The organism is Corynebacterium sp. HMSC074A09 (assembly GCF_001811545.1).
GTDB classification, from domain to species: Bacteria; Actinomycetota; Actinomycetes; order Mycobacteriales; family Mycobacteriaceae; genus Corynebacterium; species Corynebacterium hiratae.
In genome coordinates, this window is the sequence record NZ_KV805090.1 from 1 (window position 1) to 21,054 (window position 21,054).

The 21,054-nt window shown below is 60.3% G+C and carries 22 protein-coding genes; 4 read left to right on the forward strand and 18 right to left on the reverse strand.

Annotation, left to right across the window (positions count from 1 at the left end; genetic code table 11):
- Positions 1–421 precede the first annotated feature (421 nt).
- The 11 genes from HMPREF2807_RS00005 to HMPREF2807_RS00055 form a co-directional block, all read right to left on the reverse strand.
- Complete coding sequence (locus tag HMPREF2807_RS00005) at positions 422–1,012, reverse strand: Maf family protein (protein ID WP_070509489.1); 591 nt, start codon at positions 1,010–1,012, stop codon at positions 422–424.
- 4 nt (positions 1,013–1,016) lie between these two features.
- On the reverse strand, positions 1,017–1,211 hold the full coding sequence (locus HMPREF2807_RS00010; protein WP_046647024.1) for an acyl-CoA carboxylase subunit epsilon: 195 nt from the start codon (positions 1,209–1,211) through the stop codon (positions 1,017–1,019).
- Between the two features lie 9 nt (positions 1,212–1,220).
- Positions 1,221–2,552 (reverse strand): carboxyl transferase domain-containing protein, encoded by a 1,332-nt coding sequence (locus tag HMPREF2807_RS00015; RefSeq protein WP_046647023.1) that lies wholly within the window; start codon positions 2,550–2,552, stop codon positions 1,221–1,223.
- Between the two features lie 59 nt (positions 2,553–2,611).
- Complete coding sequence (locus HMPREF2807_RS00020) at positions 2,612–4,225, reverse strand: acyl-CoA carboxylase subunit beta (RefSeq protein ID WP_046647022.1); 1,614 nt, start codon at positions 4,223–4,225, stop codon at positions 2,612–2,614.
- Between the two features lie 235 nt (positions 4,226–4,460).
- Positions 4,461–4,724: a hypothetical protein gene (locus HMPREF2807_RS00025; protein WP_046647021.1), complete on the reverse strand. Its 264-nt coding sequence runs from the start codon at positions 4,722–4,724 to the stop codon at positions 4,461–4,463.
- A 161-nt stretch (positions 4,725–4,885) separates the two neighbouring features.
- On the reverse strand, positions 4,886–6,388 hold the full coding sequence (treS, locus tag HMPREF2807_RS00030; RefSeq protein ID WP_070509490.1) for a maltose alpha-D-glucosyltransferase: 1,503 nt from the start codon (positions 6,386–6,388) through the stop codon (positions 4,886–4,888).
- Complete coding sequence (locus HMPREF2807_RS00035; protein WP_046647019.1) at positions 6,385–6,570, reverse strand: hypothetical protein; 186 nt, start codon at positions 6,568–6,570, stop codon at positions 6,385–6,387. The genes treS and HMPREF2807_RS00035 overlap by 4 nt, the downstream gene beginning before the upstream one ends.
- Complete coding sequence (locus tag HMPREF2807_RS00040) at positions 6,570–7,391, reverse strand: carbohydrate ABC transporter permease (protein WP_049156365.1); 822 nt, start codon at positions 7,389–7,391, stop codon at positions 6,570–6,572. The genes HMPREF2807_RS00035 and HMPREF2807_RS00040 overlap by 1 nt, the downstream gene beginning before the upstream one ends.
- Positions 7,388–8,365, reverse strand: a complete 978-nt coding sequence (locus tag HMPREF2807_RS00045; RefSeq protein WP_070509492.1) for a carbohydrate ABC transporter permease — start codon at positions 8,363–8,365, stop codon at positions 7,388–7,390. The genes HMPREF2807_RS00040 and HMPREF2807_RS00045 overlap by 4 nt, the downstream gene beginning before the upstream one ends.
- Positions 8,366–8,530: 165 nt before the next feature.
- A complete protein-coding gene (locus HMPREF2807_RS00050; protein WP_070509493.1) occupies positions 8,531–9,820 on the reverse strand; it encodes an ABC transporter substrate-binding protein in 1,290 nt (429 codons plus the stop codon).
- 119 nt (positions 9,821–9,939) lie between these two features.
- Positions 9,940–10,929 (reverse strand): ABC transporter ATP-binding protein, encoded by a 990-nt coding sequence (locus tag HMPREF2807_RS00055; RefSeq protein ID WP_049156360.1) that lies wholly within the window; start codon positions 10,927–10,929, stop codon positions 9,940–9,942.
- Positions 10,930–11,000: 71 nt separating this feature from the next.
- Between HMPREF2807_RS00055 and HMPREF2807_RS00060 the strand changes: the two genes are divergently transcribed.
- A complete protein-coding gene (locus HMPREF2807_RS00060; RefSeq protein ID WP_070509495.1) occupies positions 11,001–11,906 on the forward strand; it encodes a biotin--[acetyl-CoA-carboxylase] ligase in 906 nt (301 codons plus the stop codon).
- 42 nt (positions 11,907–11,948) lie between these two features.
- On the opposite strand, the gene rbsD is transcribed toward HMPREF2807_RS00060, so the two are convergent.
- Genes rbsD through HMPREF2807_RS00090 form a run of 6 tightly spaced genes read right to left on the reverse strand, consistent with a single transcriptional unit; the run spans position 11,949 to position 17,616 of the window.
- Entirely contained in the window at positions 11,949–12,323 is a 375-nt protein-coding gene (gene rbsD / locus HMPREF2807_RS00065; protein WP_049156355.1) for a D-ribose pyranase, read from the reverse strand.
- Positions 12,316–13,224: a ribokinase gene (locus tag HMPREF2807_RS00070; protein ID WP_049156354.1), complete on the reverse strand. Its 909-nt coding sequence runs from the start codon at positions 13,222–13,224 to the stop codon at positions 12,316–12,318. The genes rbsD and HMPREF2807_RS00070 overlap by 8 nt, the downstream gene beginning before the upstream one ends.
- Positions 13,221–14,135, reverse strand: coding sequence for a D-ribose ABC transporter substrate-binding protein (locus HMPREF2807_RS00075; protein ID WP_070509497.1), 915 nt, complete (start codon positions 14,133–14,135; stop codon positions 13,221–13,223). Before HMPREF2807_RS00075 ends, HMPREF2807_RS00070 begins: the two co-directional genes overlap by 4 nt.
- Before the next feature lie 12 nt (positions 14,136–14,147).
- The gene (locus HMPREF2807_RS00080) at positions 14,148–15,089 is read right to left on the reverse strand and encodes an ABC transporter permease (protein WP_046647012.1); all 942 of its coding nucleotides are present in this window, start codon (positions 15,087–15,089) and stop codon (positions 14,148–14,150) included.
- A gap of 2 nt (positions 15,090–15,091) precedes the next feature.
- The gene (locus tag HMPREF2807_RS00085) at positions 15,092–16,630 is read right to left on the reverse strand and encodes a sugar ABC transporter ATP-binding protein (protein ID WP_070509498.1); all 1,539 of its coding nucleotides are present in this window, start codon (positions 16,628–16,630) and stop codon (positions 15,092–15,094) included.
- On the reverse strand, positions 16,627–17,616 hold the full coding sequence (locus HMPREF2807_RS00090) for a LacI family DNA-binding transcriptional regulator (protein ID WP_046647010.1): 990 nt from the start codon (positions 17,614–17,616) through the stop codon (positions 16,627–16,629). The genes HMPREF2807_RS00085 and HMPREF2807_RS00090 overlap by 4 nt, the downstream gene beginning before the upstream one ends.
- A gap of 465 nt (positions 17,617–18,081) precedes the next feature.
- On the opposite strand from HMPREF2807_RS00090, the gene HMPREF2807_RS00095 reads away from it, so the two are divergent.
- Positions 18,082–18,525, forward strand: coding sequence for a hypothetical protein (locus HMPREF2807_RS00095; RefSeq protein ID WP_049156384.1), 444 nt, complete (start codon positions 18,082–18,084; stop codon positions 18,523–18,525).
- Here the strand turns inward: HMPREF2807_RS00095 and budA are convergent.
- Positions 18,522–19,241: an acetolactate decarboxylase gene (gene budA, locus HMPREF2807_RS00100; protein ID WP_070509501.1), complete on the reverse strand. Its 720-nt coding sequence runs from the start codon at positions 19,239–19,241 to the stop codon at positions 18,522–18,524. The two genes, HMPREF2807_RS00095 and budA, sit on opposite strands and share 4 nt — an antisense overlap.
- On the opposite strand from budA, the gene HMPREF2807_RS00105 reads away from it, so the two are divergent.
- Positions 19,227–20,489: a 5-(carboxyamino)imidazole ribonucleotide synthase gene (locus HMPREF2807_RS00105; protein WP_070509503.1), complete on the forward strand. Its 1,263-nt coding sequence runs from the start codon at positions 19,227–19,229 to the stop codon at positions 20,487–20,489. The two genes, budA and HMPREF2807_RS00105, sit on opposite strands and share 15 nt — an antisense overlap.
- A gap of 42 nt (positions 20,490–20,531) precedes the next feature.
- On the forward strand, positions 20,532–21,032 hold the full coding sequence (gene purE, locus HMPREF2807_RS00110; protein WP_046647007.1) for a 5-(carboxyamino)imidazole ribonucleotide mutase: 501 nt from the start codon (positions 20,532–20,534) through the stop codon (positions 21,030–21,032).
- Positions 21,033–21,054: the final 22 nt, after the last annotated feature.

A 21,054-nucleotide genomic window follows, 5' to 3' on the forward strand; every position in this document is an offset into this window, starting at 1 on the left:
AACTACAGGACAAAATCAACGCACTCTAAAACGGGAAGGGCCAGTAATCGGGATGACTCTTGCGTACAATAGTCCAAAAATTTCCACCAGTAGTATTGTGATCTTGCATCGGTTCTCTCTATGTTTTGACAACCGCGACTGGAAACTCATGCGCGCAGCATGAACCCAGCGTCGGATTTTCGAGGTAGACAATTCTCTCGGCGGTGAAATATTGACCCGTCGAAAGCAGCGGTGTGTCAAATAGAAATTACTGATGCAGCAATGAGGACATGGTGTACTCCAAATTCCTTACTTAAGCTCTGTGCGAGTTCCTGAAGCGATTTAAAACCTGTAGATTGCAGGATCTAATTCCGCTCTCTCGCATGCAGTGAAATGTGAATCACATAATATCGGTGATTAAAAATCCAGTCAATAGGTTTGATTAAACCCAGAAGCCGGAAACGTTGAGCCCAAAGGAATACAGCGCGCGGCGCAGCACCGGCAGCGAAAGCCCGATGACGGAGGAAGGATCGCCCTCAATGCGGTCGATGAACCAGCCGCCGAGGGCTTCCAAGGTAAAGGCGCCGGCGCATTCCAGCGGCTCGCCGGTGCGGGCGTAGGCCTCGATATCGGCGTCCGAGGCCTGGGCAAAGTGCACCGTGGTGCGTGAGGCTTCAACGAAGCGCTCCTCGCCGTAGAGCACGCAATGTCCGGTGATGAGTTCCGCGGTACGCCCGGCCTGCGCGTGCCAGCGTTCCACGGTGGCCTCGGGGGTGTGGGGTTTGCCTTGGAGGGAGCCGTCGAGAAGCAGCATTGAATCCCCACCCACCACGACGTCCTCGGGATAGTCGGCAGCAATGGCCTCCGCCTTAGCAGTAGCCAAGGCACAGACGATTTCGGCGGGCTCAGCACCCGCCAGGCGCTCCTCGATGGCGCGCTCGTCCACGTGAGCCGGGGCGATGACGGGTTCCACGCCCGCACCCCGCAGGATGGACAGGCGGGAGGGGGACTGGGAGGCCAGAACCAGGCGCATGCGCTTAGTAGTAGCGGACGTTGCGGAAGGCGGACGGGTTGAATACGTCACCCGGCTGTCCCCACAGGTCGCGCTCAGAGCGGGTATCGGCGGCCTTGGCGCGCGCCTCAGAGTCGAGCTGGCTGAGCACCGTGGATAGGGCCGCCACCTCAGCGTCGGTGGGGTTGCCGCGCAGAACGGTAAACAGGGAAGCGGTCATTGGACACCTCTACAAAACGATATTGCCGTGCTTCTTCGGCAGGGTCGGAATAATCTTGCGATCCAGCAGGCGCAGGCCCTCAATGAGGGAGCCACGCGTGGCTGCCGGGGTAATAACGGAATCGACGAGACCGCGCTCAGCGGCCTGGTACGGGGTCAGGTAGGCGGCGGCCTCCTCCTCGCTCAGCTCTAGCTCGGAGGCCAGTGCGGGGGCATCGGCCACGGCGATCTCGGCCGTCGGCCACGCATAGGACAGATCCGCGCCGAGCTCCTTGGAGCCGAAGGCGATGTATCCGGTACCGTGCGCGCGGCGGACGATGACGCTGATCTTGCCCACGCTCGCCGCGGAGTAGGCGTGCACCAGCTTGGCCAGCGCCGCCTTCTCCACGTCCAGTGCCGGAGTATCGACGAACTCGATGATGGGAGTATTGAAGGCATCGCACAGTCGGATGAAACGCGCGGCCTTAGCGGCAGCTTCCGCATCGAGGGTGTCGCGGTTGGCGATGATGCCCACCGTGCGTCCCTCGACGCGACCGAAACCAGTGAAGACACCGCGCACCTGGGCGCCGAGTTCAAAGACATCCTCACAGGTGGCGGTGACCACGTCGGCGAGATCGACGGCGCCGTCATCGCCCACGAGGGTATCGAGGACATGGTCGGCGTCGGTGATGTTCTCCTCCACAGAGCCCGCAACGATGGTGGCCTCGGTGCGGGGAGCGGCGGCACGGTTATTCGAGGGCAGGTAGGAGAGCACGCGCTTGGCGACGCTCACCTCGTGCTCCCCATCCGCCTGCAGGTCACCGTCCGGAGCGATAACGACATCGGACAACGCAGCCACGAGCGAGGCCTCCTTCGAGTCCGCGTAGACCGCTGTGACCTGCGGGATGAGGCCGGAAGCGGTGGTGGCGCGGGCAAGGATGCGGGCCTGCATGGCGGAGGAGACAATGCCTTCCTGGGCGCGGGGCTTGTCGCTGGCGACGAGTGCGACGATGGGCACGCCGGTCTTAATGGCGAGGTCGTAGAGCTTGGTGACCTTTTCGCCGTAGACCTCGCCCATGGTGCCGTCGAACAGCGAGGCGTCCTGCGCATAAGCGCAGACCTTGCGGCCGTCCACGGTGCCGAAACCGGTGACGACACCGTCGGTGTAGGGCCGGACGTGCTCGCGGCCGAACTCGGTGGAGCGGTGGCGAGCAAGCGCGTCGGTCTCTACGAAGGATCCGGCATCGAAGAGCGCCTCGATGGCGCTGCGAGCCGCAGGGACCTCTCCCTGCGGCGCACGGGACTCGGTGAGCTTGGCGCTGAGGTCCTCGATCTTGCCAGCGGTCGTCTTCAAGTCAGTCATGGGACACTAGTGTAATACAGTGCGTCTTCTGTACTAATCTGTGCCGATCCGAGTGCGCGTTAGAGCGGGATGTTGCCGTGCTTACGCGCCGGGCGCGCGACGTTCTTGTCGGCGAAGAAGCGCAAGTTTTTGGCAATTGCACTGCGGGTTTCGGAGGGGAGAATGACGGCGTCGATAAGCCCGCGCTCCGCTGCCTTATACGGGTTGAGCATGTGGTCTTCATACTCGCGCTCGAAGGACTTGGTCAGCTCAGCCACGTCGAGGCCCTTTTCGTGGGCTGCCTTGATCTCCTTGCGGTAGATGAAGCCGACGGCGCCGGCTGCGCCCATGACGGCGATCTGGGCGGTGGGCCACGCCAGGTTGACGTCCGCGCCGAGGCCCTTGGAACCCATCACGCAGTAGGCACCACCGTAGGCCTTGCGCAGGGTGACGGTGATCTTCGGAACCGTGGCCTCGGCGTAGGCGTAGAGAAGCTTGGCGCCGCGGCGCAGGATGCCATCGTGTTCCTGATCGGCGCCGGGGAGGAAGCCGGGAACGTCGACCAGCATGATGATCGGGATGTTAAAGGCATCGCAGGTGCGCACGAAGCGGGCGGCCTTCTCGGAGGAATCAATGTCGAGGCAGCCGGCGAAAACCTGCGGTTGGTTGGCCACAAAGCCCACGGTCTGGCCCTCGATGCGGCCGAAGGCGGTCACCACGTTATCGGCGCGATCAGCCTGGATCTCCAGGTAATCGCCGTCATCGGTGAGGGTTTCGATGACTTCCTTGACGTCATAGGGCTGGTTCGGGGAGTCCGGGATGATTTCATCCAGCAGGAGGTCATTGGCAGTCTCTTCGCCCAGCTCCTCGTAGGGCTCAGCCGGTGTCAGCTGGCGGTTATTGGAAGGCAGGTAGGTCAGCAGGTCGTGGACCCAATCCAGTGCTTCCTCGTCGCTAGAAGCGGTGTAGTGCGAGGTGCCCGACTTGTGCATGTGGACTCCGGCGCCGCCGAGTTCCTCTTGGGAGATCTCCTCGCCGGTGACGGTCTTGATGACGTCGGGCCCGGTGACGAACATCTTGGACTTCTCATCCACCATCACGACGAAGTCGGTCAGCGCAGGGGAGTAGGCGTTGCCGCCGGCGCAGGCGCCCATGATGACGGAGATCTGCGGGACGACGCCGGAGGCCTTGACGTTTTGGTAGAAGGTCTTGGCAATCCAGTCCAGGGAGACGGCACCGTCCTGGATGCGGGCGCCGGCGCCTTCGTACAGGCCGATGAGTGGACGACCGGTAGTGATGGACAGCTCCATGATCTTGATCATCTTCTCGCCGTAGACCTCGCCGAGGGCGCCTCCGAAGACGGTTCCGTCCTGGGAGAAGATGCAGACCTCGCGGCCGTCGATGGTGCCCCAGCCGGTGACGATGCCGTCAGTGACCGGGCGCTTCTTGCCCATACCGAAGTCCGTGGTGCGGTGCACGGCGAGCATGTCAGTCTCGACGAAGGAACCTTCATCGAGGAGGTAGTCCAAGCGATCCCGGGCGGTGAGGCGGCCCTGGGCGCGGACCTTTTCGTGGGCCTGTTCGCCCATGGGCTGCGCCGCTGCTTCGCGACGCCTCTTCAGTTCAGCGATCTTGCCTGCGGTGGTGTCGGCGCTCAGGGAGTCAAGCTCCGACAAATGTGAGGAAATAGTCATGTTTCGACAGTGTAGAGAAGTTTTGTATAGGAATGTATAGCGGCACGCGGGTGATTTCTCTCACAGTTCACGTTTGCGCAGGTGAATGGTGGTGTAAAAGGTGAGGGAATCCTCGCATACGGCGCGTCGGGTGCATGTGGGTCAGTGTAGTGGGTGTGTAGTGAGGGGCGTCGAAAGGTGACTCAATGAAAAAGCCTCGCCCCGTAAAAGGGGGCGAGGCTTAGGTTATGTGGTTTTATTCGGGGGTGTCTGCCAGCCAACCGAGGCTGTAGAGGAAGAGTTCGGCATCTACGAGATCCTCTTCCTTGGGGAAGGTGCCCGTAAGTGTGGCGTAGGACTCTTCGATGTCCGTGTGGGTGGCTGGGATGAGACCGTGCTTGAGCAGATCTTCAGCGATGTGTGACACCAGCGGTGCCGGGTGCACCGTGTCAAGGTTGATTCCGGTGGCACTCTTGAATTCGTTAGTGATGGCGGAAAGGAATCCGGTCAGGGTATTCATTTGGCTCACCTCTCTATTTCTTGTCGTAATGATGCGGCTGTCCGCATCATGGGGTTGAACCAACTATATAGGTAAAATCTCCCAAAAGCTAGCTTTCGTTCACGGCGAGTTAACTTTTAGTTAACCTAGCGGGAAATGTGAGGTGTGTTACGAAGCGTCCTTTAGGCCTCTACAGGCAGCCAAGCGTAGCCATAGGGGCCCAGCTCCACAGGGCCTAAGTCGACGGTCTGATCCGTGAAGTTGTGCAGGCACAACAACTCACCGCGCTGGAATCCCAGAACTCCCGTTTGGCCGGTTTCCACGGCTTCGAAAGGAGCGGTGCCGAGTTCCGGATGCGCTTTACGCTGCTGGATCAGGCTGCGGAGGCGGTGGAGGAGCGAGTCATCGTCGGCAAGCTGCTCCTCTACCGAAACCCCTACGCCGCCGACGATGGGCCGGCGCGTCTGGGCGGAGGTGCTGAACCCTGCGCCCTCGCCGGGCTCCCACTGCATGGGTGTCCGCACGGCATCGCGGTCAGGCAACTCGGGGGCATCGTTCATCCCAATCTCATCGCCGTAGTACAGGAAGGGGGCGCCCGGCAGGGTCATGAGTAGTGAATAAAAAAGCTCAATCTTGCGGTAATCATTGCCCAGCAGCGGGGCAAGGCGCCGCGCGATGCCCACGTGGGCGCGCATCTGATCGTCGGGCAGGTAGTGCTCGTACATGATCGCGCGCTGGTCCTCGTCGACCATCTCCAGGGTCAGCTCGTCGTGGTTGCGCAGGAAGGTGCCCCACTGGCAGCCCTGGGGAAGCTCTGGAAGCTCCGCCATGATGTCGTAGACCGGTGTGGCATCCCCCAGCGCCAGCGCCTGGTAAAGCCGCGGCATCACCGGGAAGTTGAAGACCATGTGGAAGCGGTTGCCCGTGCCGTAGAACTCCATGGTTTCCGCCGGTGGCTGGTTGGCTTCCGCGATCATGATGGCCTCGGGGTAATTCTCGTCGATGAAGGCGCGGATCTTCTCCACAAATTCGACCGTCTCCGGCAGGGACTCGCCGCCCAGTCCATCGCGTTCGTAGAGGTATGCAATGGCATCGAGGCGGAAGCCGTCCACGCCTTTGCCCAGCCAGAAGGAGAGGATTTTGAATACTTCCTCGTGGACCTTCGGGTTGTCGTAGTTCAGGTCCGGCTGGTGGGAGTAGAAGCGGTGGAAGTAAAACTGCTTGCGCTCCGGGTCCCATGCCCAATTCGAGGTTTCCGTGTCAGTGAAGATGATGCGGATCTCCGGGTAGCGCAGCGGATCGTCGCCCCACACGTAATAGTCCCCATAGGGCCCTTCCGGATCGGTGCGGGAGGCCTGGAACCACGGGTGATCGGTGGAGGTGTGGTTGAACGCGAGATCCGTCATGAGGCGCATGCCGCGCGCGTGGAGCTCGGCGACGAGCTCGTCAAAGTCCTCCATCGTGCCGTAGTCAGGGTGGATGGAGTAGTAATCGGCGATGTCATAGCCGTCATCGCGCAGCGGGGAAGCATAGAACGGGGAAAGCCACAGGCAGTCGACGCCGAGCCACTTGAGGTAGTCGAGCTTCTCAATAACCCCGCGCAGCGTGCCCACGCCTTCGCCGGTGGTGTCCTTGTACGAGCCCACGAGGGCCTGGTAGAAAATGGCGTTGTCGTGCCAGCTCATCGGAGATCCTTCCGTTTAGCCCGCCACAGCAGATACTCCGTCAGGCATAGTGCGCCCGCGAGGAGCCCCGGCCAGATGGCGGGGGAGGGGTGAAAAAGATTCAGAACTGCCTGCACCAGCGCCAGGAAGGCGAAGAAGCCAACGAATCCCAGCGCGGTGTCCCACAGCAGTGCGCGGCGCATTAGGCCTTAACACCTCCGGCGGTGAGGCCGGCGACGATGCGGTGCTGGAAGATGAGCACCATGATGATCAGCGGAACCGTCACCAGCGCGCCCGCAGCCATGGTGGCGGCGTAGGGGTACTCGAAGGCTGAGGGGCCGGAGAAGCGCGCGATGGCCACGGTCACCGGCTCGGTGGCGGTGGTGGAGAGCTGCTTGGCCAGCATGAACTCGTTCCACGTGGTGATGAAGGCGATGATAGCCGTAGTAAACAGTGCCGGCGCAGCCAAGGGCAGGAGCACCAGGCGGAAGGCCTGACCGCGGGAAGCACCGTCCACGCGAGCGGCCTCCTCCAGTTCCCAGGGCAGCTGGCGGAAGAAGCTCAGCAGCGTGTAGACCGTCAGGGGCAGCGCGAAGGAGATATTCGGGATGATCATCGCGCGGTAGGTACCGATCCATTCGAGGTTGCCGAAGAGCTGGAATAGCGGGGTTACCAGCGCGATGGCCGGGAACATCGAGGCGGCCAGAATGATGCCGGTGACAACGCCCTTACCCGGGAAGTCATAGCGCGCCAAGGCATAGGCGGTAAACACGCCGATGAGGACCGCCACCGCGGTCGTGGCCAGGGAGATGAGCAAAGAGTTCCCTAAGGCATTGAGGAAGTCATTGCCCTTGTCCGTGGCTAATGCATCCCGGAAATTATCGAGGGTCACATGCGTGGGCCACGGGGTGGTGTCGAAGGTGTGGGACTTGTGCCGCAGGGCGGTGACAACCATCCAGTAGAAGGGCGCTAGCCCCCAGAACATGATGAAGAGGATGCCTAGGTAATGGCCGATCTTTTTCATGACTTCTTCTCCTTCTTCTGGCGGGCAGTACCGGAGACATCAGCGCCGAGGAAGCGCACCAAGATGAACGCGACGGTGAAGATAAGCAGGAAGATGAGCGTGGACAACGCGGAGGCCGAGTTGAAGTGGCCCTGGCGCATGTCCTCCACGACGAGCTGGGAAATGGTCGCTGTCGGGGAGTTGGAGGAGGCCGAGATCATGATGACCGGCAGGTCGTACATGCGCAGTGCATCCAGCGTGCGGAAGAGGATCGCCACCATGAGCGCCGGGCGTACCAGCGGCAGGGTGATGGTGAAGAAGGTTTGGATGCGCGAAGCGCCGTCCACGCGGGCGGCATCGTAGACATCGCGCGGAATCATCTGCAAACCAGCCAGGATGAGCAACGCCATGAAGGGGGCGGTCTTCCACACGTCGGCGATAATCACCGCGAGACGGGCATAGAACGGGTCTGTGGTCCACGCGATGCGCGTGCCGACGAGCGCGTTGACGATGCCATCCGGCGCGAACATGAACTGCCACAGCTTCGCGGTGACTGCGGTGGGAATGGCCCAGGGAACCAGCACCGCTGCGCGCACGAGGCCGCGACCGCGGTACTCGCCGTTCATCACCAGCGCCATGAACATGCCCAGGATGGTCTCCAGGGCAACCGTGACCACGGTGAAAAAGAGAGTGATCTTCACAGCCGGCCAGAAATCGGTGGCGATGACACCATCAGGGCACGCGGTGGCCTGGCCAGTGGCAGACATGCAGCGATTGGTAATCCAGTACAGGTAGTTTTCAAGACCGGCGAAGGAGCCTTCCTCGAACACTCCCGTGGTGGGGTTAAGCCGTTTGTTGCCCTGGAAGGACAACATCACAGCGCGCACAATGGGGTAGCCGATGACCACAGCCAGCGCTATCAGCGCCGGTGCGATGAGCGCGGCCACACGCAGGTACTGTCTGCGGGGCTGCACGGTAGGCGGTGCTCCAGCCATGCGGTGCCTGCCTTTCTAATTCATAGGGGGAGAAGGGGTTTAACGGGGGTTGGGGAAATCATAGCGGGTAGCCTGGACTTCCTCTGGGCGAAAAGAGCCCGGATCGCAGAAGGAGGCGCGGGCAAGTCACGTGGACTTACTCGCGCCCCCATGCACGCTGGGAAATTAACCCTGCGAAGCGGCTTCGATGGCTGCCTTCATATCCTTCGTGGCGTCATCGACGGACTTGCCTGCGGTGAGCGCCGCGTAGGCGTTATCCTGAACCGCCTTGGAGATGGCGGTGTAGAACGGGGAGACCGGACGCGGTGCGGCGTTCTCTAGGGATTCCTTCAGAGCCGGCAGGTACGGGAACTCTTCGACGAGGGAGTCATCGTCGTAGATGGAAGCCAGCACCGGCGGGAAGGAAGCCTCGGCGAAGGACTTCTGGTTCTCCTCGTTGATGATGAACTTCATGAAGTCCAGGGCCGTAGCCTTGTGCTCGGAGTTGATATTGATGCCGTTGTTGTAGCCACCGAGGGTAGACACACCGACGCCGTCCTTGCCCACCAGCGGCTGGACCTCAAACTTCACGCCAGCCTCTTCGGCGTTGGTGTACATGTACGGCCAGTTGATGGCAAAAGCGGTCTTGCCCTCAGTGAAAGCAAGGTTGGTCTCCTCCTCCGTTGTGGCGGTGGAGTCCTTGGAGATGGTGCCGTCCTCGTAGGCGTCGACAAGCGCCTGCAGGCCTTCCTTCGCCTCGTCCGAGTCAACGGCGACGTTGCCCTCGTCATCCAGGATGGAGCCGCCCCAGCCCTCGATGAAGCCGGCGGTGTTCACGGTGAGACCCTCGTACTGCTTGAGCTGGGTGGTCAGGCAGGAAGCATCATCCTTGATGGCCTCACAAGCAGAAGCGATGTCGTCGAACTTCTCCGGAGCCTTGTCCGCCAACTCGGTGTTGCGGAAGAGCAGCTGGCCGTTGGTGTTCTGCGGCAGCGCGTAGAGAGTGTCGTTGTAGGTGGCGGATTCCACGGTGGGCTCCAGCAGTCCGGAGGTATCCACCTCGAGGTCACCGGTCAACGGTGCCAGCCACTGGTTAGCGGCGAAGTCCGCGGTCCAGACCACGTCCAGCGCCATGACATCGTAGTCAGAGTTGCCCGCCTGCAGGGACTGCACGAGGGTCTCGCGCTGAGCGTCGGCCTCGCCGGCGAGCTCCTTGAGCTCGACCTTCTCATCTGGGTGCTCGGCGTTCCATGCCTCGATGATGGGCGTGATCTTGTCGGTATCGTTCTTGCCCATGGCAAAGGTGATGGGGCCGCGGCCGTCACCATCGGTCGAGGAGGCATCGGAGCCAGCGCTTGACGACGATCCCTCGTCGCTCGACGAGCAACCCGCCAAGGTCAGAGCAAGGGCAGCGGTGGTAACGACTACGCCGCGGCGGACAGAGCGCAGCGAGCTAGGGAGGAACGGCTTCTTCATGGAGTATTCACCTTTCGGAAAACTTCTGGTGACTTCAAAATAGGGGATCACCCCCACAGTGCACGTGGTTTTGACGTTTAATTCACTCAAAATGGGGGTAAAACTACCCCTGATTCTTCTTAAACCTCGATGCGCTGTCCGGTTTCCGGATCAAAGCGGTGCGCCTCCCGGGGGTTGAAGGTGAGGACGACGTTGTCCCCGCGCTGTGGAACGTTATCGCTCGCGCGGGCAACGAAGCGCTGCTCACCCACCATGACGTAGACGAAGGACTCGGAGCCTAGCTCTTCTACGAATTCCACGGTGCCTTGGAAGCCCACCGGTCCCTTGTTGATGAACATCTTCTCTGGGCGAACGCCGACGCGGCCGCCGTTGTAGTCGAAGATGTTCATCGCGGGGGAGCCAATGAAGCCTGCGACGAATTCGTTAGCGGGGGCGTCGTACAGCTCGCGCGGCGGTGCAACCTGCTGCAGGACACCGTCCTTGAGCACGGCGACGCGGTCCCCCATGGTCATGGCCTCCACTTGGTCGTGGGTGACGTAGACGGTGGTGGTGCCGAGGCGCTGCTGGAGGCTGGCCAGCTCCGCACGGGTTTGCACACGCAGCTTGGCATCCAGGTTAGATAGCGGCTCATCCATGAGGAATGCCTTGGGCTCGCGCACGATGGCGCGGCCCATGGCGACGCGCTGGCGCTGGCCACCGGATAGATCCTTCGGCTTACGCTCCAGGTACTCCGTTAACCCTAGAGTCTTCGCGGCTTCCTCTACCTTGGCTTTGATTTCAGCCTTGGGCATCTTGGCCAGCTTGAGGGCGAAGCCCATGTTCTGGGCCACGGTGAGGTGCGGGTAGAGGGCGTAGTTCTGGAAGACCATGGCGATATCGCGCTCGCCGGGCTCGAGCCCCGTGACGTCTTTGCCATCGATGAGGATGCGGCCGCTGGAGACCGGTTCAAGTCCTGCGAGGGCGCGCAGGGTAGTGGACTTACCGCAGCCGGACGGGCCGACGAGGACTAGAAACTCGCCATCCGCGATCTCCAGATTGAGGTCTTTGACCGTGGGGTTCTCGGCGCGGGGATAGGTGATGCCGACGTTCTCAAAAGTGACCTTTGCCATGCACATACACTAGCACCCGCTGCGGACACAGTGCGCGTGGTCGAGTACTAACGGCGGGGAGGGTTGGCAGTATGACAGCTCTAAATCTTGACCGCATCCGCGAAGCTCTCGACGGTGATTTTTCCGTCATCGATTACACCGAGTCCACTGGCTCGACCAATACCGATCTCATGGAGGCGGAGAAGGTTGCCGATGGCACCGTGCTGCTCGCCAACGAGCAGGTATCCGGCAAAGGCCGCTTGGGCCGTCAGTGGGTGAGCCCGGCTGGATCCCAGCTCATTTTCTCCGTGCTCATCCTTCCGGATTCGCTCGACCACTTGGGCACCCTGCCTCTAGCCGCAGGTTTGGCCGTGACGGATACCGTCGAGGGAGCGGTACTCAAGTGGCCGAATGACGTGCAGATCGACGGCAAGAAGCTCTGCGGCATCCTCGCGGAGGCCGGTCCGGTGGGTGAGGCCTTCAAGTCTGCACCTAAGACGGAGGTCTCCAAGGCAGAAGTCAACAAGGCAGAGATCAATAAGGCTGAAATAAACAAAGCGGAGATTAACAAGGCTGAAATCAACAAGGCTGAAGTGAATAAGGCCGAAATCGCCCCGAAGACCGAGGCCGCTAATCCGCCTTCAGCCCGCGTGGTCGTGGGCATGGGCATCAACGTGACGTTGACGAGGGAGGAACTGCCCATCGAGGCCGCAACCTCCCTCTCACTCGAGGGGCTTGATACCGACCGCACCGAGCTGGCCATCACCGTGCTGAAGAACCTGCGCCACCGCATCACCCAGTGGGAGCAGCAGGATCCGCAGCTCATGGCTGATTACCGCAAGGTTTGTTCTTCGATTGGTCAGGAAGTCCGCCTCGAAGCCCCGACGGGCGATGTGACCGGCACTGTTGAGGGCGTGGCGGACGACGGCCGCATCAACGTCGGCGGTGAGTACTACTCCGCGGGTGATGTCATCCACCTGCGCCCAGCTGGTCAGTAGCGAGTTGGGAGTGCGTGCTTTTTGGAAGGATCGAAAGGTGTTTTAAAAGGGCACGCCGGAGCGAAAGATCACATTGGAAAACGGCGTTGTTGACCCAGTGCGCACCACGAAAGAGGCGTCGGCGACTTGACGTTTGAGCTCCTCGTGCGCGACTTCCGTAAGTGGGATGCTGGGAAGCAGCGTCCGAACCTCTGGCGGAGTGGAATCCGCAATCGTGGCTGCCTCTACTACTACTTCGGCGAGTAACGCGGAAAGCGTATCGCCGAAGGAAGGGATGCCAAAGGTTAACGTCAAATCAATAACTGTCACATCCTGCGGTATGGGAAGCCCGCAATCCGCGATGACGAAAGTATCGGTGTGCCCAAGGCGCGCAACGGCGCTGGCGAGTGCAGGGTTGAGGATTCCAGATTTACGCATTGTCCACCTCCGGTAAGCGTGAAGAAGTAGTTGGGTAAGAAGGCTGTGCTCCATTGCCGGTTGTAGCGAAAGCTCCGACGCGGGCAGCGAATGAGGCCGCATCGATGAGTGAGTCGCCCTGCAAGAGTCGGGAGCACAACGCGCCGGCGAAGGCGTCGCCAGCACCGGTGGTATCTATGGTGGTCACGCGTGGGGTAGGTATATCCGTGCCGCCTTCTGGGGTGGCTACGTACGCTCCACGCGCGCCAAGGGTTAAGACTACGGAGCGGAAGCCAGCCTCAATAAGTCGGTGAGCAAGCTCGTGAGGGGTGCCATCGGAGGGAAGACCGAGCTGCTCTAAAATGAGACCAGCCTCGTGCTCATTGGCAAGAAGCGGATTGGCTTGCAGCAGGCTTTCACGGTCGACTTGGACAACAGGGGCGAGGTTAACCACGACGCGTCCATTGCTGTGTTCTACTGCGGCTTGAAAACCGGAAGCAGGGATTTCACCTTGTAGGAGAACAATGTCGGCATCGGCGATGGTGGAGGCGCGAGCGGCGACAAAATCTGAGTCGACTTGAGCGTTAGCGCCGGGGGAAATGACGATGGTGTTCTCGCCGTCGGCGGAAACAGTGATGACAGCGAGGCCAGTATTGGTGTCTACCTGCTCTACTGCACTGAGATCGATACCCGAGGTCCGCATGTAATGCATAGCGGGTTCGGCATAGGGATCAGATCCTACGGCACCGACGAAAGCGACATGCGCACCAAGTTGGGCCGCGGCCACTGCCTGGTTTGCGCCCTTGCCCCCGGCTAGGATTTCACCGCCAGAACCCAGCAGGGTCTCTCCGGGCTGAGGGTGGCGCTCTGCGTGGACGATGAGATCGGCATTGATAGAACCGACGACAGTTAACTTGCTCATTGGAATTCCTCTACGTTGTCGCGGGTAACGGTGATGACTTCTACGGGGACAGATTTCTGTGCCTTTTCACCATGCAGGAGTTGTGCGGCTTGCTCGATGGCGCGGGCACCGAGCTCGGCTGGTTGCTGAGCGATAGTAGCTTCCAGCTTGCCGTCCTTGACAGCCTTAAGTCCGTCGAAAGTACCGTCAAAGGCCACGATCTTGACCTCGGAACCAGCGCGCGATCCCAGGGCTTCGACGGCGCCAAGGGCCATTTCATCGTTCTCCGCAAAGATGGCCTTGATGTTCGGGTTGGCTTGCAAAAGGTTGGTGGCTACATTGAGTCCCTCTGTACGATCAAAATTTGCTGACTGTTTAGCAACCACCTTGATGCCCGGGTACTTGGCAATCTGTGACTCGAAGCCCTTGCCACGTTCGCGCGAGGCCGACGTACCTGCGGTGCCCTGCAGGATGAGGATGTCACCTTCTTCGCCGATGGATTTGGCCAGTTGATCTGCTGCTTGGGCACCGCCGGCGACATTGTCGGAGGCAACCATGGAATCCAAATCTACGCCGTTAACGTCGCGGTCTACACCGACCACAGGGACACCATGGTTCTTGATTCCGCGTACTGCTGGAGCTACAGCATCGGAGTCTGTGGGGTTAACAACCACCACTTTCGCGCCCATCGACGTAGCGTTGCCGAGTTGATTGACTTGCTGAGCAGGATCATCCGAGGCGTCTTGGATATCGAGGGGGACTCCGAGTTCTTTGGCCTTGTCCTGTGCGCCATGGCGTAGCTCAACGAAGAAGGGGTTTGTCTGGGTTGATAGCGCAAGAGTTATGCGCTGACGGTCTTCCTCAGAGCGGTTGCATGAGACCAAACCCAAAGCAAGAACGGCAACGAGAACTGCAGAAATGATCTTTTTCATGAGGCACTCCTTTTAGTTAGCCGTCTTATTGCGGAAGACGTCGAAGCCCACGGCCAACGCGATGACTAAACCGATGACAATCTGCTGCCAGAAGGAGGAAACATTGAGGAGGTTGAGGCCGTTTCGGATGACCGCCAGCAAAATAGCGCCAACCAGAGTCCCCGTTGCTTTGCCTTGTCCACCAGACAGCGAGGCACCACCGATGACGACTGCGGCGATGGCATCCAGCTCATAACCGGTGCCTGCTTGCGGTTGTGCAGATTCGAGTCGGCCCGCCATAACCATGCCCGCCCACGCTGCGAAGAACCCAGAGAGCGCGAAAACTGCGATCTGGATGCGCTTGACTGGGAGACCGGAGAGGCGAGCTGCTTCGAGATTTCCTCCGATCGCGTACATGGAACGGCCGAGCACAGTGCGCTCGAGGATGAACCAACAGAGGAGCCCAGCAATCACCATCATGATGATGGGCACTGGGAGGCCGGCTACGTCGCTGCCAAAGAAGTTGACCGAAGGCGCGGTCTCAATGGGAGAGCCTTGCGAGATGACGAGGGTTAGGCCACGCGCAATAGACATCATTGCCAGTGTTGCAATGAAGGAGGGAATCTTTCCCCACGCAGTGGCCATTCCACAGATAGCGCCCGCCAAGGCACCCACACCGAGACCAATGAGGAGAGTCAGCCAGCCCGGAAGCCCAGCAGTGGAGAACATATAGGCCGACACCATAGCGCCAAGTGCGGCTACAGAACCGACAGAAAGGTCGATTCCCGCGGTAACAATAACGAAGGTCATGCCGAAAGCCAGGATGGCCACGGTAGCTGCCTGGATGCCTACATTAAGTAGATTCGTTACGGTTAAAAAATACGGGGTGGCGATGAAAAGCGCTATGCACAGCGCGATGAGGCCGACGAGAGCGCCATTGTTCAGAGCCCAGTTGGTTACACGATTCTTGGTCATAATTAATCCTTGGGGTCGTGGCTAGCGGAGTTAGTAGCGGCAGCGGAGGTTGCTGAAGTTACGTTGGCTACGGCGAGGGTCATGACCTCGTCTTGAGTGGAGTCTTTTGGCAGTTGCCCGGCAAGTTGGCCCCCCGACATGACGAGGATCCGGTCAGACATTCCAAGTACCTCTGGTAGATCAGAGGAAGCCATGAGGACCGCGCCACCGGCTGCCGTAACCTCGTTAATGATGTTGTAGATTTCGACCTTGGCGCCTACGTCGACGCCGCGGGTTGGCTCATCGAGTAAGAGAACTTTTGAGTTGGCGAGGACCCACCGGCCGAAGACTGCCTTTTGCTGGTTTCCGCCGGAGAGATTGCGGATAGCCTGGTCAAGCCCGGACATGCGTATACGAAGTTTTTCTGCCACTTCTCCCGCACGCCGATGTTGGCCAGAACGGTCCGCAATCCCAGCTCTAGCGGTGGGGTAGAGCGTCGCGAAACCGAGATTGTCTGCTACCGAAGCATCCAGGACTAGCGCCTGTGCTTTCCGGTCCTCGGGGATATGTCCCACCCCGGCGCGAATTGCGGCGCCGATGTCGCCGCCTCGAAGTTCTTGGCCATTCACACGAATGGATCCTGAATCGTAGGTGTCTGCGCCAGCGATGGCACGAATGATCTCCGTGCGGCCAGCGCCGACAAGTCCGGCGAGACCGACAACTTCGCCGGAGTGGACCTCGAAGGAGATGTCCTGAAACGAACCTTGTGTAGTCAGGCCTGCAACTTCAAGCAAGACCTCGCCGCGCTCGGGCGGAGTGTCGCGCGGGTACTGGTTTTCGATACTGCGACCGACCATCAGCCGGACCAGTTCATCCTCATCTGTATCGGAAGGGACCTCGGCGATGAAGGCACCATCGCGCAGTACGCAAATGGTCTCCGCGATCCGTGCCAGTTCATCCAGGTGGTGGCTGATAAACACCATCGCCACGCCTTTTGCTTTGAGTCCTTCGAGAACTGTAAAGAGCGCATCGACTTCTTTGCCGGTCAACGCGGCTGTGGGTTCATCCAAGATAAGGATGCGCGCATTCATGGAAAGGGCTTTGGCGATCTCAATCAGCTGCTGCTTGGCGACGCCCAACTCACCCACCGGAGTATCCAAGTCAACATCAAGTCCGATGAGGTGTAGGGCTGCTTGCGCTTGAGCCTTGAGATGCTTGCGGTTGACAAGTCCGTAGCGTTGCGGAGTGCGACCGAGCACAATGTTTTCAGCTACCGACATAGTCGGCACCAAGTTGAGTTCTTGGTGAATAGTGGCGATACCGAGGGCCTCGGAGGCCTTAGTATCGGGGATTCTAACTTCTTTGCCATCTACTAGTATGCGGCCAGAGTCCGGTTCGTGTACGCCCGCAATCATTTTGATGAGCGTGGACTTACCGGCGCCGTTTTCGCCCAAAAGGGCTTGAACTTGGCCTCGCCGAACGCTGAGGTCGACCCCTTTAATGACATCAACGGGGCCGAAGGACTTGGTTACGCCTTCAAGTTTTAGGACGGTTTCACTCATGTGAGTTCTCCAGGGAATCGGTAGGCGGTGGACATTCGTGGGATATAGCGGGTATCGATGACCGTCGATTCGGGCTGCCGCTTGTTATCAATTGCGTCAACCAAGCGAGCGGTAGCTTCTTCTCCCATGCGCGTAACGTTCTGGTCTATGACAGAGATTGGCGCTGGTTGGAAACGTAAAAAGATGAAGTCATCGAAGCCAACTAGTGCGATTTCTTCACCAATTCTTTTGCCAGCGTTATGGCAAGCTTCTAGCGCGCCTGCGGTCATCATGGAATCGCCTGCGACTATGGCTGTGACGCCTTCTTGAAGAAGCGCGATGGCGCCCTTGTATCCAGATCGGTGGCGGAAGCTGCCGTGATGGATGTGGATATCCATTCCGGTTGTTGCGTCCTTGAATGCGTTGAGGCGCTCGCGTCCGGTGGACGTTTCTTGGGGGCCAGAGAGATACCCAATTGACGTGTGTCCCTTGCTCTTGAGCTGGGCCACGGCCGCATGTATCCCGGTAATTGGGTTTGAGACCACGGCTGGGAGGTTTTTAAGAGAACGATCGATGAGTATCAGTGGGCGAGATTCCGCCGCGCGCTGCAGTGCATCTTCTGCACCTTCGAGCGGGACACTGATGATTCCGTCTACCTGGCGTTGGGAGAGGGTGTCGAGGGCCTTGGTTAGGCGCTCTGGGTCTTCTCCGCAACTGGTAATTATGGTCGAGAGTTTGCGCTTATTCGCTTCTTCTTCCACTGCAGCGGCCATGGCAGCAAAATAGGCATTGTCCAAGTTGGGGATGATAAGCCCTATGGCGTCGGACCGAGAGTTTCTCAAGGCTCGTGCCTGAGCGTTGGGCAAATAATTGAGCTGTTGCGCAATGCTCATTACCTTTGCCCGTGTTTTCTCGGAGATAGCAGGATTTCCGGCAAGGGAACGCGAGGCGGTGGAAACTGAAACCCCGGCCGCAGCGGCAATATCTTTTAATGTGGCTCCAGTCATGAAATCCTCCTTCCTGTGGCCTCTAGTGCAATCGATTGCATAGGTGTTTCTCAACCTACTGCCGGCCTTTCCCGCTGTCAAGGGTTTTGTGTCGTGCGCTAGTCGTCGTGCGCTAGTCGTGAGGTCTAGAAATTTCCGTGCACTGGCCCCATCTGCGAGGAGAGGTAACCCCGGTGGAACGCGCTAGGTTGTCACAATCCCGCATGGCGCTTTTCACAAGGCGTCTATCAGAAGGCATTAGTCAAAAGGCGTCTTTACTCCCAAAGACGCCTTTTACAGGCCGACAGATGGTGTTTTCAGGGGCAAAGACGCCCTTCGACTGATGCCTTTTAGGAAATGCCATGTGCGATGCCGCGCCGGACCGCCGGGCCGCCGGACTGCCGAGGCTAGGAGGCGCTCACCCCTCACGCTCGGGTAGCGGGGGAAGACCGTGGAACGAGTGGGAAGGTAGGTACCATGTGCCCCATGAACCTCATGCAGATGGGCCGCGGCGAGGTTGTGCGCGCGGACATGACCGCCCCGTTTCGGACGCTGCTCTTTCCTTTTTTAGAGCTCGTCGTCGTCACGGGCGTGTGCTGGATTGCCATCGGCTGGTGTGACTATAACGGTATTGACCTGTCGATTCGCAATGGTTTAGTAGCTATATGGGCCCTGCTTGCTGCCTGGCGCTTCATCGTGCCCCTCGTTAAAGCCCGCCGCAAGCGCTTCATCGTGACCAACCTGCGTGTCATCGCCCGCGAGGGCAAGCGCGTTGATTCCATCCCGCTCACCGATATCCGCGGCGCGCGTCGCCGCCGCGGCGGGATTTCGCTGGCACTCCATGGCTATGAGAAGCCGATGTATTTTCCGTCCATCCCCAAAGCCAAACGAGTCGAAGACATCCTCAACGAGCAACCGGTCTGGGGTTAGTCCTTAATCTCCGTCGTGTGCAGCTGCTGGTCTAAGTCATCAGGTGCCAGGTTGGCGGAGCGGAACTCGTGTGTCAAAGGCAAGCGCAGGTCGAGGTCCGTGCCGGGGCACAGTTCAATCGTGGCCTCATCCACCGTGTAGTCCAGCACGTGCCCGCCGGAGGTACGCGCAGCGTCGATGAAGTGCACGTGGCATCCGGGCACGGAGATTCCCTTCTCAAAGACCGGCGTGCGGAAACCACCGATGATGCCCTCGACGTCGTCAAAGCGCAGCTCCTTGTCACCGCCCACCGCCTGCGCCATCGGCGGGTAGGGCTTGCTCTGCTTGACCACCGTGCGGGTAACCACGTTGCTGAAGCGTCCGGTGATACGCACCGCGTACATGTAGTTGGCGGAAGGCTCCACCTCATCGATGAAGGCCGATAGCTCCTCGCGCTTCAATCCTTTGGGCGCGGCCACCTTAATACGGGGGACAAAGTTCGTGGCCACCGCGAAGGGAGTTCCCTGGTCCAAGTCCGCCACCGTCGCGGTGCCATCGCCGCGCAGCTGGTAGCACACCCCGTCGAGGATAATCATCTCTCCGTCCAGCGCATCGAAGGTACCAATGCCGAAATTGCCCTTGCCCAAGAGCTCGCCGATGGTCATTTCGCCGTCGTAAATACCATCCAACAGGGCGGTCATGAGAGAGTTCTGAAAGATGGTATGCCGGACGATCATGGCCCCAAGGCTAGTATTGAAAGAGTGAGTGAACAACACAAACCCCTCGTTACTGTTTATGGAGACGGCCAGCTTGCACGCATGATGCAGCCGGCCGCCGCTGAGCTCGACATCCACCTGCGCGTGCTGGCCTCCGCGCCGGATAAGTCCGCCGCACAGGTGATCCCAGACGTCGTTCTCGGTGACTATCACGATCTCGACGTGCTCACCGCCGCCGCAGAAGGCGCGAATGCAATCACTTTTGAGCACGAGCACGTACCCACCGAACACGTGCAGGCGCTCATCGCCGACGGCCTCAACGTCCAGCCCCAGCCTTCCGCCCTCCTTTACGCGCAGGACAAGCTGCTCATGCGCCAGAAACTGGCCGAGCTGGGCGCCCCAGTGCCGCGCTTTGCCGCCATCGAATCGGTGGAGGATGCACGGGATTTCGCCGCGCTTGTCGACGATCACGTGTGCCTCAAAGCCCGCCGCGGCGGCTACGACGGCCATGGCGTGTGGTTCCCCTCCTCGGAGGAGCTGGAGCCGCTGGTAGAGGAGCTTCTCGCAGCAGGCACCCCGCTTATGGCAGAGGAAAAAGTTGCCCTTACCCGCGAGCTGTCCGTGCTCGTTGCCCGCCGCCCCTCCGGCGAAGTGAAGGTCTGGCCGGTCACCGAGTCCGTGCAGCGGGACGGCATCTGCGCCGAGGCCTTTGCCCCAGCCCCGAACCTTTCGCCGGAGCTGGCAGAGCGTGCTATGAAGGTAGGCATCAAGGTAGCCACTGAGCTTGGCGTTACCGGCGTGTTGGCGGTGGAGCTTTTCGCCTTCGCCACGAAGCAAGACGCCGGCTGCATCATCGCGTCCGCTTCAGGCGCGCCAGGAGCGGTCGTGGAAGAAGATATCGCGGTCAACGAGCTGGCCATGCGCCCGCACAATACCGGCCACTGGACCCAGGATGGTTGCGTGACCTCGCAGTTCGAGCAGCACTTGCGCGCCGTGCTGGACCTGCCGCTCGGCTCCACCGCAGCCCTAGCGCCGGTCACCGTCATGACCAATGTGCTGGGTGCCGAAGAAGATCCGCAGATGCCCATGCCGCAGCGCGTCCGTGAAGTCATGGAGCGCTACCCAGAGGCGAAGGTCCACCTCTATGGCAAGGACCACCAGCCGGGCCGCAAGATCGGCCACGTCAACGTCGTCGGTGAGGATGTGGAGGAAACCCGCCGCATCGCTCACGATGCTGCCCACTTCCTCGTCCACGCGCAGTGGGCTTAAGCCCGCAGCGAGCTTAAGCCTTAGTAAAGAAGGAGATTTTTCATGGAACCTCTCGTCGGCCTGATCATGGGATCCGATTCCGACTGGCCCACCGTCAAGCCCGCCGCCGAGGTGCTCGCCGAGTTCGGCGTGCCCTTCGAGGTGGGCGTCGTCAGCGCGCACCGCACCCCAGAAAAGATGCTGGCTTATGCCAAGTCTGCCCACGAGCGCGGGCTTAAAGCCATCATCGCTTGTGCCGGTGGTGCGGCCCACCTGCCGGGCATGGTTGCCGCGGCCACGCCGCTGCCGGTCATCGGCATCCCGCGCGCGCTGAAGGATCTCGATGGTCTCGATTCGCTGCTTTCCATCGTGCAGATGCCGGGTGGCGTTCCGGTGGCCACCGTATCCATCGGTGGTGCCAAGAACGCCGGCTTGCTCGCCGTGCGCATCCTCTCCGCGGGCGACCCAGCCCTCGTGGAGAAGATGGCGGCCTACCAGGAGAACATGGCCGCCGAGGTAGAGAAGAAGGACGAGAACCTGCGTTCCCAGCTCCTCGGCGAATAAAGCGGGAAGTCGACCGGGGAGA